This window comes from Shimia marina, from assembly GCF_001458175.1.
Classification (GTDB): Bacteria; Pseudomonadota; Alphaproteobacteria; order Rhodobacterales; family Rhodobacteraceae; genus Shimia; species Shimia marina.
In genome coordinates this window covers 37,027-51,872 of record NZ_CYPW01000008.1, presented here as the reverse complement: position 1 = coordinate 51,872, position 14,846 = coordinate 37,027, and the positions used below count along the sequence as shown (strand labels likewise).

The 14,846-nt window shown below is 58.6% G+C and carries 11 protein-coding genes; 7 read left to right on the top strand and 4 right to left on the bottom strand.

Annotation, left to right across the window (positions count from 1 at the left end):
- Window positions 1-28: 28 nt before the first annotated feature.
- The 5 genes from SHM7688_RS05890 to SHM7688_RS05870 all read left to right on the top strand — a co-directional run bounded on the left by SHM7688_RS05890 (window position 29) and on the right by SHM7688_RS05870 (window position 5,406).
- Window positions 29-2,539 carry a heavy metal translocating P-type ATPase gene (locus tag SHM7688_RS05890; protein WP_058239083.1) on the top strand — a complete coding sequence of 837 codons (2,511 nt, stop codon included), beginning with the start codon at window positions 29-31 and terminating at the stop codon, window positions 2,537-2,539.
- A gap of 12 nt (window positions 2,540-2,551) precedes the next feature.
- Window positions 2,552-2,953: a Cu(I)-responsive transcriptional regulator gene (cueR, locus tag SHM7688_RS05885; RefSeq protein ID WP_058239082.1), complete on the top strand. Its 402-nt coding sequence runs from the start codon at window positions 2,552-2,554 to the stop codon at window positions 2,951-2,953.
- 68 nt (window positions 2,954-3,021) lie between these two features.
- Window positions 3,022-3,960, top strand: a complete 939-nt coding sequence (locus SHM7688_RS05880) for a DUF6692 family protein (protein WP_083498970.1) — start codon at window positions 3,022-3,024, stop codon at window positions 3,958-3,960.
- Between the two features lie 16 nt (window positions 3,961-3,976).
- Window positions 3,977-4,744, top strand: a complete 768-nt coding sequence (locus SHM7688_RS05875) for a MauE/DoxX family redox-associated membrane protein (protein ID WP_058239128.1) — start codon at window positions 3,977-3,979, stop codon at window positions 4,742-4,744.
- Window positions 4,745-4,752: 8 nt separating this feature from the next.
- Window positions 4,753-5,406, top strand: a complete 654-nt coding sequence (locus SHM7688_RS05870) for a DUF3047 domain-containing protein (RefSeq protein ID WP_058239080.1) — start codon at window positions 4,753-4,755, stop codon at window positions 5,404-5,406.
- Window positions 5,407-5,411: 5 nt separating this feature from the next.
- On the opposite strand, the gene SHM7688_RS05865 is transcribed toward SHM7688_RS05870, so the two are convergent.
- From SHM7688_RS05865 to SHM7688_RS19715, 4 genes are all read right to left on the bottom strand, one after another.
- The gene (locus tag SHM7688_RS05865) at window positions 5,412-7,526 is read right to left on the bottom strand and encodes a protein-disulfide reductase DsbD family protein (RefSeq protein WP_058239127.1); all 2,115 of its coding nucleotides are present in this window, start codon (window positions 7,524-7,526) and stop codon (window positions 5,412-5,414) included.
- Between the two features lie 16 nt (window positions 7,527-7,542).
- Window positions 7,543-8,025 (bottom strand): rhodanese-like domain-containing protein, encoded by a 483-nt coding sequence (locus tag SHM7688_RS05860; protein ID WP_233486596.1) that lies wholly within the window; start codon window positions 8,023-8,025, stop codon window positions 7,543-7,545.
- A 32-nt stretch (window positions 8,026-8,057) separates the two neighbouring features.
- A complete protein-coding gene (locus tag SHM7688_RS05855) occupies window positions 8,058-8,840 on the bottom strand; it encodes a DsbA family protein (protein WP_058239078.1) in 783 nt (260 codons plus the stop codon).
- Window positions 8,841-8,934: 94 nt separating this feature from the next.
- The gene (locus tag SHM7688_RS19715; protein ID WP_158500669.1) at window positions 8,935-9,318 is read right to left on the bottom strand and encodes a hypothetical protein; all 384 of its coding nucleotides are present in this window, start codon (window positions 9,316-9,318) and stop codon (window positions 8,935-8,937) included.
- Window positions 9,319-9,443: 125 nt separating this feature from the next.
- Between SHM7688_RS19715 and SHM7688_RS05845 the strand changes: the two genes are divergently transcribed.
- Window positions 9,444-11,639, top strand: a complete 2,196-nt coding sequence (locus SHM7688_RS05845) for an efflux RND transporter periplasmic adaptor subunit (RefSeq protein ID WP_058239076.1) — start codon at window positions 9,444-9,446, stop codon at window positions 11,637-11,639.
- Complete coding sequence (locus tag SHM7688_RS05840) at window positions 11,636-14,818, top strand: efflux RND transporter permease subunit (RefSeq protein ID WP_058239075.1); 3,183 nt, start codon at window positions 11,636-11,638, stop codon at window positions 14,816-14,818. The genes SHM7688_RS05845 and SHM7688_RS05840 overlap by 4 nt, the downstream gene beginning before the upstream one ends.
- Window positions 14,819-14,846: the final 28 nt, after the last annotated feature.

Here is a 14,846-nt window from a genome sequence, read left to right as displayed (position 1 = left end):
CTCGAGCACGCAATCGAGGTAATACGTTATGACCGACACCAGCCAAACAACGCTCAGCATCGAAGGCATGACCTGTGCATCCTGCGTGGGACGTGTTGAAAAGGCCTTGGCTAGCCTCGACGGGGTTTCCGACGTCGCTGTCAACCTCGCGTCTGAGACCGCGCGCCTTTCGCTGGATGATCCGTCTCGACTAACGGACGCCACGCAGGCGCTTGCCTCCTTGGGGTATCCCGCACGGACATCCAAGGTCACCTTGAACGTTGCGTCCATGTCCTGCGCGTCTTGCGTCGGGCGGGTGGACAAGGCATTGGCGGACGTGCCCGGAGTGCTTTCCGCTAGCGTAAATCTGGCGGCAGAAACTGCGACGGTCGAGTATCTCGAGGGCGCGGTATCCTTGGGCGAATTGATGGCCGCATCGGCGGCGATTGGTTATCCGGCCAAAATTGCAGAGGAGCAGGCGAGCCAGTCTCGCGTCGCACGCAAGGCAGAAGAAGCCGACGGACTGCGCCGCAGCGTCCTTTTGGCAGCAATTCTAACGCTCCCGGTCTTCATCCTAGAAATGGGCTCCCATCTTATACCGGCATTTCATCACTTGGTGATGACGACGGTTGGTCTCCAAACGTCTTGGATCATCCAGTTCGTCCTCGCAACACTCGTCCTCTTCGGGCCGGGACGCCATTTCTACACCAAGGGGTTTCCCGCGCTTTTCAAGGGCGCTCCGGACATGAACAGCCTCGTCGCCGTCGGCACCGGCGCGGCCTGGGGATATTCGGTGGTCGCAACCTTTCTTCCCGGACTTTTGCCAGAGGGGGTACGCGCGGTTTACTTTGAGGCAGCTGCGGTCATCGTCGTCCTCATTCTGGTTGGGCGCTGGCTTGAGGCACGCGCGAAGGGTCGCACCGGCGCAGCGATTCAGGCTTTGCTGGGCCTGCAGGTCCGCACCGCGCGCGTCATTCGGGGAGATGAAACGGCGGAGGTCGATGTCGACGCACTCGCCGTCGGCGATGTGATCCTTGTCCGACCGGGTGAACGGATCCCCGTGGATGGCGAGGTGACCGAGGGGTCGAGTAATGTCGATGAGAGCATGATTACCGGAGAGCCCGTGCCCGTGCAGAAAACCGCTGGTGCCGCTGTCACTGGCGGGACTGTCAACGGCATTGGAAGCCTGACGTTTAAGGCCGCACGGGTTGGTTCAGATACCACACTCGCGCAGATCATCCGCATGGTCGAAGAGGCTCAAGGTGCCAAGCTGCCCATCCAGGGACTTGTTGACCGCGTGACCCTGTGGTTCGTGCCTGCCGTCATGGTGCTTGCAGCGCTCACGGTTGTGATCTGGTTGCTTGTCGGACCGGACCCGGCTTTGACCTTCGCGTTGGTCGCCGGCGTCTCGGTTCTGATCATCGCCTGTCCTTGCGCCATGGGCTTGGCCACGCCCACGTCGATCATGGTGGGCACCGGACGCGCTGCAGAGATGGGAGTCTTGTTCCGTAAGGGTGATGCGCTCCAGGCCTTGTCCGAAGTCGATGTCATCGCACTCGACAAGACAGGGACGGTCACCGAAGGTCAACCATCGCTAACTAATCTGGTCACCACCGAGGGTCAGGACCGTGACAGGGTGCTGAGCCTGATCGCTGCCGTCGAGGCTCAGTCTGAGCATCCCATCGCCGAAGCAATTGTGCGCGGCGCACAGACAGAAGGGATTGCCGTTCCGACTGCCGCTGGCTTCCGCTCGATCACGGGTTACGGCGTCGCCGCGACCGTTGAAGGTCAGGAAGTGATGGTCGGCGCGGACCGTTATATGACCCGCGAAGGCATTGAGATCGCCGCCTTGGTCGAAACCGAAGCCGAGTTGGCCGGGCGGGGCCGGACAGCGCTTTATGCGGCAATCGACGGCAAACTGGCCGCAGTGATTGCCGTGGCGGATCCCGTAAAACCCGCCAGCCAGGAGGCCATTGCAGCCCTGCACGCGCGCGGTTTCAAGGTTGCGATGATCACCGGAGACAAACGCGAGACGGCGGAGGCCATCGCACGCGAGACCGGGATTGACCATGTCATCGCGGGAGTCCTGCCGGATGGCAAGGTCGCAGCCCTCGACAATCTGCGCGCGGGAGACCGAAAGATCGCTTTCGTGGGCGACGGCATCAATGATGCGCCAGCTCTGGCCCATGCGGATGTCGGCATCGCCATCGGTACTGGAACCGATGTCGCCATCGAATCCGCCGATGTGGTCTTGATGTCAGGCGATCTGCGCGGCGTGGTGAATGCGGTAGAGGTTTCCAGCCGCACCATGTCGAACATTCGCCAGAACCTCGTCTGGGCCTTTGGCTACAATGTCGCGCTCATCCCGGTCGCCGCCGGGGTTCTCTATCCGGCCTTTGGTTTACTTCTTTCCCCGGTCTTTGCGGCGGGTGCGATGGCGCTGTCGTCGGTATCGGTTCTGACAAACGCCCTGCGTCTGCGCCGCATCGTACCGGCCTTGCGTGAAGACAGAGACACCGCCGCACCACGGATCAGTGCACTGACCCAACCCGCAGAATAGGAGGATCGCATCATGAACATTGGAGAAGTTGCAGAGCGGTCCGGCATCCCGCCCAAAACCATCCGCTATTATGAAGATATCGGCCTGGTCAGGCCGCAGCGCAGTGGCAACGGATACCGCGCCTTCCGCGAGACCGATCTGCACAAGCTTGCATTCTTGGGTCGCGCGCGCGCGCTCGGGTTCTCGATTGAGGATTGCCGCAATCTCTTGAGCCTCTATGAGGATGAAACGCGGGAAAGCGCCCAGGTGAAGACCATCGCTGAAGAGCACCTGAGCGCAATCGACGACAAGATCGCTCAGCTTCAGGAGATGCGCGAGACCCTATCCCATCTCGTCGAGGCCTGTCACGGCGACCACCGACCGGATTGCCCGATCTTGAAGGATCTTTCTGGCGACGCGGAAAGCATCCGCTGAAAACATGTTCTAATTGGGAACCCTCCAGCGCTGGAATCTCGTTTGATAAAAAAGCGAAAGGAGTTCACATGTCAGATTCAGCAATATCTCATTACGACCATCAATCTGGTGTTACCGCCAAACCGGACAGTCACGGCAAGTCTTCTTACGGGCGCTTCATTGCGATGGTTGCAACGTCGACCGCCATCATGTTCGGCCTGATGTATCTGAACACCTATGCGCTCGAGCATATCTATTGGAGCGAGACGCGGTTCTACATGACCTTTGTTATGGGTGCAACGATGGCAGTCGTGATGCTCCTGTTTATGTGGGGCATGTACAAAAACGTCGCCGTCAATGTCGCCATTCTCGCAGGCTCGGCAGTCCTGTTCGTCGGAGCTCTCTGGCTCGTACGCAGCCAGGAAACCGTGCAGGATGAAAGTTGGATGAGTGCCATGATCCCGCACCATTCGATTGCAATCATGACCAGCAAGAGGGCGGAAATCACCGACCCGCGTGTCAAAGCGCTTGCTGAAGAAATTGTCGTGGCCCAAGATCGGGAAATCGCGGAAATGCGTTTTCTGCTCGCCGACATCGAAGCAAATGGTGAAGCTGGGCCAGAATGGCCATTGGGTAAATCCGATGGACCTGCAAGTGTGGCAAGCCTGACGCAGGCAATCTCGACGCCGGTCATTGCAGGCATCCGTCCTGCTCCTCTTTCGGACGCGGAGATCGCGAGCGGGCTCGGCACCGAGCCGATGTGTACGTTCGTTCGCGCCGTCAACGCCGACCCCATATTGGCGACCGATGGAAACGGGCAGGGAATCGCGAAGGTCTCCGGGTCGCTGGTGCAATTCGAAGCGACCGGCAATGTGGCCTCTGGAGGTGTTCTGATGGCCGATGGTGGTCAGATGACCGTCGCAACGAACGATGCTGACAACGGAGAAGGCTCTACCCTTTTGTTCGAATTGACCGGTGAAACCCCGCTCGCGGTTGGCTTCATGGGCTATTGGACCTGCAACAGCTAGACCAATGGAGGACATGATGCCGAAAGATACCAACCAGGCCGCAGGAAAGGCTGTTCTTTATCGCATGGTCATGGAAGACCACCTCTGCCCCTATGGATTGAAATCGAAAGATCTCTTGGAGCGCGAAGGGTATGAGGTCGAAGACCATCATCTGACGACGCGCGAAGAGACGGACGCGTTCAAGGCGGAACACAACGTATCGACAACACCCCAGACCTTCATCAGCGGTACGCGCATCGGCGGCTATGACGCCTTGCGCGAGCACTTCGGGAAAGAGGTTAAGGAGGCGGACGAGACGACCTATCAGCCGGTCATCGCGATCTTCTCGGTAGCGTTTCTCATGGCCCTGGGCCTCAGCTGGGCGTTCTACGGGTCGATACTTACCCTTCGCGCTTTCGAGTGGTTTATCGCGATCTCCATGTGCTTCCTTGCCGTCCAGAAGCTGAAGGATATCGAAGGCTTCTCGACGATGTTTCTGAACTACGATCTGCTCGCGCAACGCTGGGTGCGTTACGGCTACATCTATCCCTTTGGTGAAGCCATCGCGGGCGTTCTCATGGTCGCGGGCGCACTTGTATGGATCAGTGCACCAATCGCCCTCGTAATCGGGACCATCGGGGCGGTCTCCGTGTTCAAGGCGGTCTATATCGACGGGCGAGAGTTGAAATGCGCTTGTGTTGGTGGCGGGTCGAACGTGCCACTGGGATTTGTGTCGCTGACCGAAAATCTGATGATGATCTTCATGGGGGTCTGGATGCCCGCGCGCGCAATCGGTTGGATATAGGAGGAGCAATGGTCCATGTCGCCAAAGTCCTGACCTTGCTGACATGCGCCGTGTTTGCACCAGCCGCGGGCACCGCCAACGAGGTCATTTCTTTTGACGGCAGCTGGAAAGAGCAGGGCTTCTTGCGCCTTTTCTCGAACGATTTTGGTCAACGGGGACGCCAGTTGGACATCCTCTCGGACGGTACGGTCTCGTTGCTCTGGCGCCCCGTTGAGGCCCTCAATCGTTCGGCTGGGTCTGCGCGTTGGGTCTGGCGGGTCCACGAGGGTGTCCGACCGACCGATCTTACGATCAAAGGTGGTGACGACAGAAATCTGGCGATCTACTTCGTTTTCGTCGATCCGGAGAGGGTGGACGCTCTGAGCGGAAAGAGCGCGCGGCGCATTCTTCAAGAGAACAGCGCACGCGCCCTGATCTACGTGTGGGGCGGTACGCACCCGACCAATGCGATATTGCCCAGCCCCTATTCGCCCCGGTTGCGCAGCAAAGTCCTGCGCCCTTCAGAGGTCGGGCAGTATCGTGAGCAGGTCGATCTCGCATCAGATCATCGCACTGCGTTCGGGAGCGAGCCGGGTGCCCTGATTGGATTGGCCGTGTCGGCAGACAGCGATGATACCAAGGGCAGAATCGTTGCGTCGATTTCCGATCTTCAGCTCGATTAAACGCGTTACTCCGACGCGACACTTCGAACAGACGCTGTGTCGAGAGCGTCAAGAACTGCCTGTGGCGTCAAAATTTCCGGGAGAGCGATGCCGGAAGGCGACCCTGGCCCGAAGACGATATTGAACGGAATGCCGTAGCGGTCATATCGCTCGAGAAACCGCGCGATGTTTTCATTCGGGCGGGTCCAATCCGCTTGCATGGCAACCACGGAACCTCCGCGCAACTGAGCACGCACCGGATCCCTGTCAAGCACGAGAGACTTGTTGGCTTTGCAGGTCAAACACCAATCTGCGGTCACATCGACGAAGACAGTCTTCCCTTCTGAGACGTGACGCGCAATGCCGATGGGTTCGAAATCCGTCCACTGGGACGTCGCATCAACCCCCGGAGTGGTGCGGTCAGGGGTTGAGGTGAGACCTGCCCCGAAAATCGCCAGAAAAGCACAGGCGCTGAGAACCGCGCGCCGTACCCACTGGTTTGCCCGCAGGATTGATGCAGCGACGATGAACACCGCTGTGAGTACCGAGACAAAGGCAGCTGCCCGTCCACCTGCCACGCCGACGAGAACGAACAAAAGCCAAGCGGCTGTTGCCAGTAACAGACCGCCGAGCAGCAGCCTGACCATAAGCATCCATCGCCCGGGGCGGGGTAGCCGCGTGACCCACTCGGGACGTGCGGCTATGACGAGGTAGGGCAGGGCCAGTCCAAGACCGAGCGCTGTGAATATCACCATCACGTCCATTCGTGTGCCCGCGAGCGCAAAGGTGATCGCGGTGCCTAAGAATGGGGCGGAACAGGGCGTGGCGAGGATGGCCGCAAGCAGACCCGTGCCAAAGTCTGAGATATACCCGGATCGGGCACCGCTGGCACCGAGGCGGTCTTGAAGGGCCACGGGCAAGGATATCTCGAATGCACCGAAGAGATTGGCGGCAAAGACGGCGATGACCATGAACATCAGCGTCACGAAGACCGGATTTTGGAACTGTATTCCCCAGCCGACGGACACTCCGATCCATTGAAGAAACACTAAGGCAGCCGCAAGCGCCCAGACAAATGTCAGTACCCCCAAAGCTGAAAACAGGAACCCGTTGCGCGTCATCTGCCGGGTTTGACCGGTTGCCTTCAATACAGATGTGAGCTTGATCGATAGAACGGGCAATACGCAGGGCATGACATTCAGGATCAGACCCCCGAGAAAGGCGATGGCGGCCACCGCCACAACCTTGAGTACACTCGCCCGAGGGTCCGCGCTTGCAAACGGTGGGGCAGGGGGCTCCGAAGTGAGCGTGACCGGTGCCGTGATGGCACGCCCGGTGTCAGTGATCGTAACCGAAGGCTCTGCATGCTCTTCGGTCCAAGCGTTGATCGGTATTTGTGCCCAGAGTTCCGTTCTATCGCGATCCAACCGGATATCTGGTTTGCCAAAGGTCACAAGCGGTCCGAATTCCGGGAACACGTCGACCTGACCGAACGGTGTGTCGCTCTTTGCCACAACGATGAGAGCCGAGTCGCGCGTATCTAGGGCCGTGACCGATATCCTGATGTCGCTGTTCTCGGGCACCGCGGGAACGCGATCGGCGTAAGTAGCAATCTGGCCAGCCGATTTTGTATCGATCCCGACGCCTTGTGGCAAGGCGAGCGAAAGTTCGAAGTCATGGGGCACACAGACAGTCGAACATGTCAGCAAGGACACACGGGCACGCAGTTCCAGAGGGTGGCCGGCGTCCTCAAGTCTCGCGCGGATCGGCAAGACAACCTGACCTGAATAGCCGAAGTTCTCGATCCCGAAGGCTTCGAAACGTTCCGGCGCGGGCCAGAGAAGCTCGGCGGATTTCAGATTGGTCGAACCAGCCCAGTCGAGTTTCGGTGCCAAGCCAACCTCGCCGGGCGTGCGCCAGTATCCCTTCCAGCCCTCGCCGTACTCCAAGGCCAATCCAAGTGAGACGGAGGCGGCATCTGGCGCAATCCCGTCTTCGGCCGAGATAAGACGCGCGGTTACGGCGGGGTTTGAAAAGCTCTCGGATTCGGCAGCCTTGACGGCATCGGATAGGAAGATGCCCATGAAACCGAGAAAAAAGAGCAGAGGCCAAGCCCCGAGATGAGAAACCCGGACGGTCATTTGGATGAACATGCGATCAACGCAAAGCGCCAGGCAGGCTTGCCAACGCCGCCTCCATATCCGTCACGGGCAATCCGCGTGCGATCCAGCCTGGCCCCTTCGGTGATCCCAGCATCCCTTCTGAGACATCGATGAAGCCCGTGTATCCAGCTTGCTTCAAGGCGCTCAAAAGATGGCCACTGCGCCCTCCGGTGGCGCAGATCAGAGCAATGGGTTTCTCGCCTGAAAAATCGCGTGCGGCGAACAAGCGGTGCTCGAATCCCGGTTCATGCATGCTGATCGGCCATGCATCTTTTGCGACGCCCGTTTCTATCCACTCAGCGCGCGATCGCACATCAATCAGGGAAACCCTGTTCTGCGCCAATGCGTCTGCCGTCTCGGCAGCCGACCAAATCGTGCGCTTCGCTGCCGAGACGGCCTGCGGGGCCACGACCCACGACGAGCCAAGCAGGAGGAAACACCGCCTATCCATATCGTCTCCACAGTCGATTGACGACAAACACCAAGACATCCCGGGCCGAGCCTTCCAGCCTATGCAGCCGTGCAAACATCTCGCCAACCCTCTTCGCGCTCCAACGCGATGATTTCCCGAACCAGATTGTCGCTGATCTGACCTTGAACGACGGTCCGGCCGATCACGAGGGCTGGCGTGCCAACAAAAGCGAATACGCGTGCAAGAGCCGCGCTGTCCTCCAATTCGCGCGCGATCGCAGCACTCTGCATGTCAGCAACCAATTTGTCGCTATCGACGCCCAGATCAGAGGCGAGGCGCGAGAGATATTCTGGCGTTGCCTGGAAAGGAGATTTCATCAGCCGTTCATGAAAGGCGACATAGGCGTTTTGCCGTTTCGCTGCCAAAGCCGCTTTGGCCGCGAGATTCGACGTATCGCCGAGGAGCGGCAACTCGTGCCAGGCCACTGTAATCCTGTCAGGCATCTCGCCCGTCATGTCGGCCAACCGTTTGGTCTGCACCCGGCAAAAGGGGCAATAGTAATCCGAGAACGACGCCATCGGGACCTGGGTTGGCGTAGGACTCAGATCACCGTAAAGGGCCGAACAAATATTCTCGGAAACACGCTGCAAGGCTGCTGCTTTCTGCGCTGCCACCTCGGTGCTGTCCGCCGTGCCCAGGCCTACAAATGGATCGAAGCCGCCTGACGTCTCACCCGCAACATACTTTCGAAATCCAGCTGGACTATCGAGCGCCTGCAGCTCCAGTTTTTCCGGAAGCAGCGACGGGACCGTGCGCAGGGCCGCGTACCCTGCGATGACCACCCCGATTGTCAAAAGTGTTGACCGTCTCTTGGAATCCATCTGCTGCCTAATCTGCCCGCCCGCCGTTAATCCCGTAACGAGAAGTCCTGCAAATGGTCAACTTTAGATATTGATACAATCCTTGGATCGCGCTTTATGTTGCCGCAAAAACAGATAGCACTAATTCACGCACATGTTGTGGAACACTTTCATCGCCCTGCGGTCGCTTTGCCTGGCATTCGTTTGTCTGACGATGTCTGTCGTCGGAACGCAAGCGGTGCCGTTTGACGGAGATACCAGCGGCTTCGAGCGCGGCCTGCATATAGCCAATGCCGATTTTGAGGAAGAATTGTCCGGCCACATCCATGCGCACCACACAGTCAGCAAAGCCGAGCGGAAGACCGACGGTCACACCGGACACGGCGATGGCTGCCACACTAGTCTTTGCTGTTTCATGGATTACCAGCAACAGCTCGAGCATTGGTTTGAAGAGACCGCCAGTCCTTCGCCAACGCAGGTCACATTTGTGAACACGCATTCATCCCGTGTGCCCCTCGGTCCAGATCGGCCACCTAAACACTCCTGACAATTCGGTGTCCGCCTATGCGGGCTGATTGATCATGCGATCGCTGCATTCGATGCAGCCGTCAGGAGTTGATTTCTATGCGTGGAAGATACGCGGCACTTTCAGTCCTTGCTCTCGCTGCCGGTGTTGGGGGCGGAGTTTTGCTAGAACGCCTTTACCTAAACCCTACAGCGCAAGCTGGCTTGGACGGGCCTGAAATCCTGTATTGGGTTGCCCCGATGGACCCGAATTTCCGGCAACCCGGCCCGGGGAAATCGCCTATGGGGATGGATCTGGTTCCTGTGTACGAGGGCGAAGAGCCTTCGGGGGATCCTTCGGAAGTCACGCTGGATGCCGCTGAAATCAACGCAATTGGGGTGCGCACAGCGCTGTCGCGCATGACGGATGTCGAACCTAGGATCGAGACTGTTGGGTTCGTCGGATATGATGAGCACTTGACCAGCCACGTGCATACCCGTGTCGAAGGGTGGATCGAGAAGCTTAAAGTGCGGGCCGTGGGCGACCGCGTCGAAGGGCAGCAGGTGCTGTTCGAGTTGTTTTCACCACTCATAGCAGCAGCTACCGGAGACCTTGTTCGCGCCGTAGAGGACGGCGACCCCCGCATTCTGGAGGCGGCTCGCAATAAGCTGATGAGCCACGGCATGTCAGCACGTCAGATTGCGGAAATCGAGGCTGGGGGTGAACTTGTCCGCAACATCGAAATCGAAGCCCCGCAGAACGGTGTTGTCATCGCCTTGAATGCGGCGGACGGGATGTATTTGCAACCTGGGACACTCGCGTTTTCAGTCGCCGATTTGTCTCGGGTCTGGCTCATTGTCGATGTCTTCGAACGTGACATCGCAAGGCTCTCGGAGGATATGCGGGCGGTCGCTCAGTTCGAACATCTTCCGGGACGCAGTTTCGAAGGTGAGATCGACTATATTTATCCCGAGCTCGACCCTCAGACCCGGACCCTGCCTGTAAGGCTAAGGTTCGACAATTCCGATGGTGTTCTTCGTCCCGGCATGTTCGGGAGCGTAAGCTTGATACCGACAGAAACACGGACAGTGTTGACCGTGCCGTCTGAGGCCGTGATCCGCACCGGATCAGCGGAACGGGTCATCCTTAAAACGGGTGAGGGGACCTTCAAGCCCAGACTGGTCACAACAGGATTGCGGGACAGTTTCGGCGAAGGTGGACGAACCGAAATTCTGCAAGGGATCGGCCCCGGCGAGGAGGTGGTTGCCTCCGCACAATTCCTGATCGACAGTGAAAGCGCTCTAAGTGCCGGCTTTATGCGCATGGCACCGACGGATGCGGAGCCTGCCCGCGGCAAAGGCATTCTCGTAGATCTCGACCGCGAAACCCGGGTCGCGCGCGTTCGTCATGATATGCTCGAGAGCCTGGACTGGCCCGCGATGACGTCCGAGTTTCCTGTAAGGGCTGGCGTTTCGCTTGACCGGCTGAATGCGGGTGACGAGGTCGCCTTTCTTGCTGCAAGGGGTGCCGACGGGCTTCTCAGCTTGATGGAGCTTGCACCTGATGACGGCATCGCTGGCACGGGAACCGGGATGGCTCTGGCCGTCACGCCAGACGGCAAATTGACCCTTGAGCACGGTCCAATCCCTGAGCTTGGCTGGCCCGCCATGACCATGGATCTACCGGTGGTTGGTGTCGATCTCGACGCAGTGCCGCTTGATGCACCTATTGAGTTTGATTTGGCAGCGGACGACGGCGGAATGTTCTCTGTCATAGCAGTCCGTGCGGAAGGCGCAGACTCCGGAGCCGCGATGGAGCCAGAAGAGGAGCCCGCGGAAGGGGCTGCACCAATCGTCGTCTCTGGGATCATTGATGCGTTGAACGCCGAGAATGGGACAGCGACGATCACACACGGACCGATGGCTGAAATCGGGATGCCCGGGATGACCATGGAGTTTCCCATCGATTCAGCCTTGGATGCGACTGCATTGGCGACCGGCGCGGAAATGACGCTGACCTTTGCGCGTCCGGATGGAATGAATATGGTTCTGGCCGCGGCTGAAGTGGTCCCTCCACCCATGCAGGTCACAGGTCAGATCAACTCCATCGACAATGATGCGAGGACAGCAAACGTCACTCATGGCCCCATGGTCGAAATCGGGATGCCGGGCATGACCATGGACTTTCCATTGTCGGAGGACGTCGAGGTTGCACGCCTGCCAATTGGAACTGACGTGACGCTCATCCTGCGGCGAAACCCTGACTTTTCGATGACGCTCTTGGATGTGACCGTTGACGGGAGCGTGACGCAATGATCCCGGCGATAATACGCATCTCGCTCGCCAACAGGTTCGTCATTGTTGCTCTAGCGTTCATGATGGGTGCAGCAGGTATTTGGGCCATCCGCGAAACGCCGGTAGATGCCATTCCAGATTTGTCCGATGTGCAAGTGATCGTCCGCACACCCTATCCGGGACAGGCACCCCAGGTCGTTGAAAACCAGATAACATACCCGCTGGCGACGGCGCTGCTTGCGGTGCCCGGTGCTGAGGACGTCCGTGGGTTTTCCTTTTTCGGCGACAGATTTGTTTATGTTGTTTTCGAAGACGGCACGGATCTTTACTGGGCCAGATCGCGCGTGCTGGAATATCTTGGACAGATTTCAGGCAGCTTGCCGGAGGGGGTCTCACCACAGCTTGGACCCGATGCCACGGGCGTGGGATGGATTTATCAGTACGCGCTGATTGATCGGACTGGAAATCATGATCTGGCCCAACTCAGAACACTCCAGGACTGGTTCCTAAAATATGAATTGCAGGCCGTCGACGGTGTGTCCGAGGTCGCCACAATCGGCGGTATGGTCAAACAATATCAGGTTGTTGTCGATCCCAACAAACTCCGGGCCTATGACATCACGCTGGCCCAGCTCAGGAACGCGATCCAAGCGGCCAACCGCGAAACCGGCGGGAGCGTCATCGAGATGGGCGAAGCGGAATTCATGATCCGCTCCTCCGGCTACATTGACGAGCTGTCAGATCTCGCAAGTGCGCCTCTCATGGTCAACGACCGCGGCGCAGCACTCACCCTTGGGGACGTTGCGGACATTCGGTTGGGACCGGAGATGCGGCGCGGCGTCGGAGAACTCGATGGGGAAGGAGACGCCGTCGGAGGCGTTGTGGTTCTGCGTTGGGGCGGCAACGCTCTGGCGACGATCAAAGCAGTCGAGAGTCGGATCGAGGTGTTGCGGCCCAATTTGCCGGAAGGCGTTGAGATCATAACGACCTATGACCGGTCGGGCGTCATCGAGCGGGCCATCGAAAACCTGCAGAAGAAGCTAACGCAGGAATTCATTGTGGTGGTTCTGGTTTGTGCCGCCTTCCTGCTGCACTTGCGATCTTCGCTGGTGATCCTGCTGTCACTGCCATTGGGCATCTTCGCCGCTTTCATCCTGATGAAGGCACAGGGTGTGAATGCCAACATCATGTCCTTGGGCGGTATTGCCATCGCGATCGGGGCAATGGTGGATGCCTCTATAGTCATGATCGAGGCGATGCACCGAAGACTGGAAAAGGAGAAGCTGACCGCAGAGAACAGATGGCGGATTGTACAGGAATGTGCGGCCGAGGTCGGCCCGGCACTCTTCTATTCCCTCGCGATCATCACGGTCAGTTTCCTCCCTGTCTTCGTCCTGGAAAATCAGGAGGGGCGGCTGTTTTCTCCGCTGGCCTATACAAAAACCTACGCCATGGCCGCAGCGGCGATCCTGTCGATCACGCTCGTGCCAGTTCTGATGGGATACTTCGTGCGCGGGCGGATTTTACCTGAGCGCAAGAACCCGTTGAACAGGCTGGTTGTCTTCATCTATCGCCCGTTCCTCGATGCAGCGATCGCATGGCCCTGGGCCACCACTTTGCTGGCCGGTGCGCTGGTCGCTTCGATGTGGTATCCCTATCAGCGGCTGGGCTCAGAATTCATGCCCGAGCTGAATGAGGGCGACTTCCTTTACATGCCGAGCTTTTATCCCGGCATATCGACGGGCAAGGCGCGCGAAGTCCTCCAACAGACCAATCGCCTGATCGCTACAATCCCAGAGGTTGAAACTGTGCACGGCAAAGTGGGGCGCGCAGAGACAGCGACCGATCCTGCACCACTCACGATGGTGGAAACCACGATCCAACTAAAGCCAGAAGCTAAGTGGCGCCCCGGCATGACCATGGAAAAAATTCGCGATGAGCTTGATCGGACTGTGCAGATCCCAGGCGTGACCAATGTCTGGATCCAGCCGATCAAGAACCGGATCGACATGCTTGCCACCGGGATACGAACGCCGGTTGGTGTCAAGATCTCGGGTGCTGATCTGAACGTCATCACAGACATCGGGATCGAAGTGGAACGGGCCGTGTCGGATATCGAGGGCACTGCCTCCGCCTATGCGGAGCGCCCGGTAGGCGGGCGCTTCATAGAAATCGACGTCAAGCGCGACGCCGCAGCGCGATACATGATGAGCGTGCGGGATGTTCAGGATGTGGTGCAAACCGCCATCGGTGGGATGCAGGTATCGGAATCCGTTGAAGGGCTGGAGCGCTTTCCGATTAACCTGCGCTATCCGCAGGCCTGGCGCGATAGCCCCGAACGCCTCGAAAACTTGCCCGTTGTCACCCCATCAGGGGCTCATGTGCCGCTGACCGCCTTGGCCGATGTCCGTATTATCGATGGTCCGGGCATGATCCGATCAGAGAACGCTCGGCGCACAGGATTCGTGTTTATCGATATCGCAGGACGAGACCTCGGCGGATATGTCGCCGAGGCGCAGAGGGTCGTGGCCTATCAGGTGCGCCTACCGCCCGGATATTCTCTGACATGGTCCGGGCAGTATGATTACATCGAGCGGATGCAGGACCGGCTGGCGATCGTCGCCCCCGCCACGCTTATGATCATCACGCTGATGTTGTTCATGGCGTTCAATAGGGTGATTGAAGTTGGCATCATTCTCGCCGCGCTTCCTGTCGCGTTGGCAGGCGGTGTCTGGTTTCTGTGGTATCTCAGCTTCGACATTTCGATCGCCGTCCTTGTCGGCTTCATTGCCCTGGCCGGCGTGGCCGTCGAAACAGCTATCGTCATGCTGCTTTATCTCAATCTCGCCTGGGAAAAGCGACGCAAACTCGGTCAATCCGAAGTCCGCAAGCTGACAAAAGACGATATCGAGGAGGCCGTCTTTGAGGGAGCTGTTCTTCGGGTGAGACCCAAAGTCATGACCGTGGCCACCATCTTCGCGGCGCTGATACCGATCATGTATGGCACCGGCACCGGCTCGGAGATCATGCAACGCATCGCTGCACCGATGATCGGCGGTATGGTGACAGCGACCCTGCTGACGCTTTTTGTCATTCCTTCCATCTTCGTGATTTGGAAACGGCTCGCGCTGAAACGCGTAAACCGCGAAATCACGTCCCCAATTCAGCAGCCCGTCGATGCAGCACTGCCTGCCGAATAATCGAACGCACAAACCTCAAGAATGGAGC

What these genes read in the sequence shown, in the direction of transcription:
- SHM7688_RS05890 (WP_058239083.1), top strand. Translation starts at nt 29, where the DNA reads ATGACCGACACCAGCCAAACAACGCTCAGCATCGAAGGCATGACCTGT.
- SHM7688_RS05875 (WP_058239128.1), top strand. Translation starts at nt 3,977, where the DNA reads ATGCCGAAAGATACCAACCAGGCCGCAGGAAAGGCTGTTCTTTATCGC.
- SHM7688_RS05840 (WP_058239075.1), top strand. Translation starts at nt 11,636, where the DNA reads ATGATCCCGGCGATAATACGCATCTCGCTCGCCAACAGGTTCGTCATT.
- SHM7688_RS05845 (WP_058239076.1), top strand. Translation starts at nt 9,444, where the DNA reads ATGCGTGGAAGATACGCGGCACTTTCAGTCCTTGCTCTCGCTGCCGGT.
- SHM7688_RS05855 (WP_058239078.1), bottom strand. Translation starts at nt 8,840, where the DNA reads ATGGATTCCAAGAGACGGTCAACACTTTTGACAATCGGGGTGGTCATC.
- SHM7688_RS19715 (WP_158500669.1), bottom strand. Translation starts at nt 9,318, where the DNA reads ATGCGTGTTCACAAATGTGACCTGCGTTGGCGAAGGACTGGCGGTCTC.
- cueR (WP_058239082.1), top strand. Translation starts at nt 2,552, where the DNA reads ATGAACATTGGAGAAGTTGCAGAGCGGTCCGGCATCCCGCCCAAAACC.
- SHM7688_RS05865 (WP_058239127.1), bottom strand. Translation starts at nt 7,526, where the DNA reads ATGACCGTCCGGGTTTCTCATCTCGGGGCTTGGCCTCTGCTCTTTTTT.
- SHM7688_RS05870 (WP_058239080.1), top strand. Translation starts at nt 4,753, where the DNA reads ATGGTCCATGTCGCCAAAGTCCTGACCTTGCTGACATGCGCCGTGTTT.
- SHM7688_RS05880 (WP_083498970.1), top strand. Translation starts at nt 3,022, where the DNA reads ATGTCAGATTCAGCAATATCTCATTACGACCATCAATCTGGTGTTACC.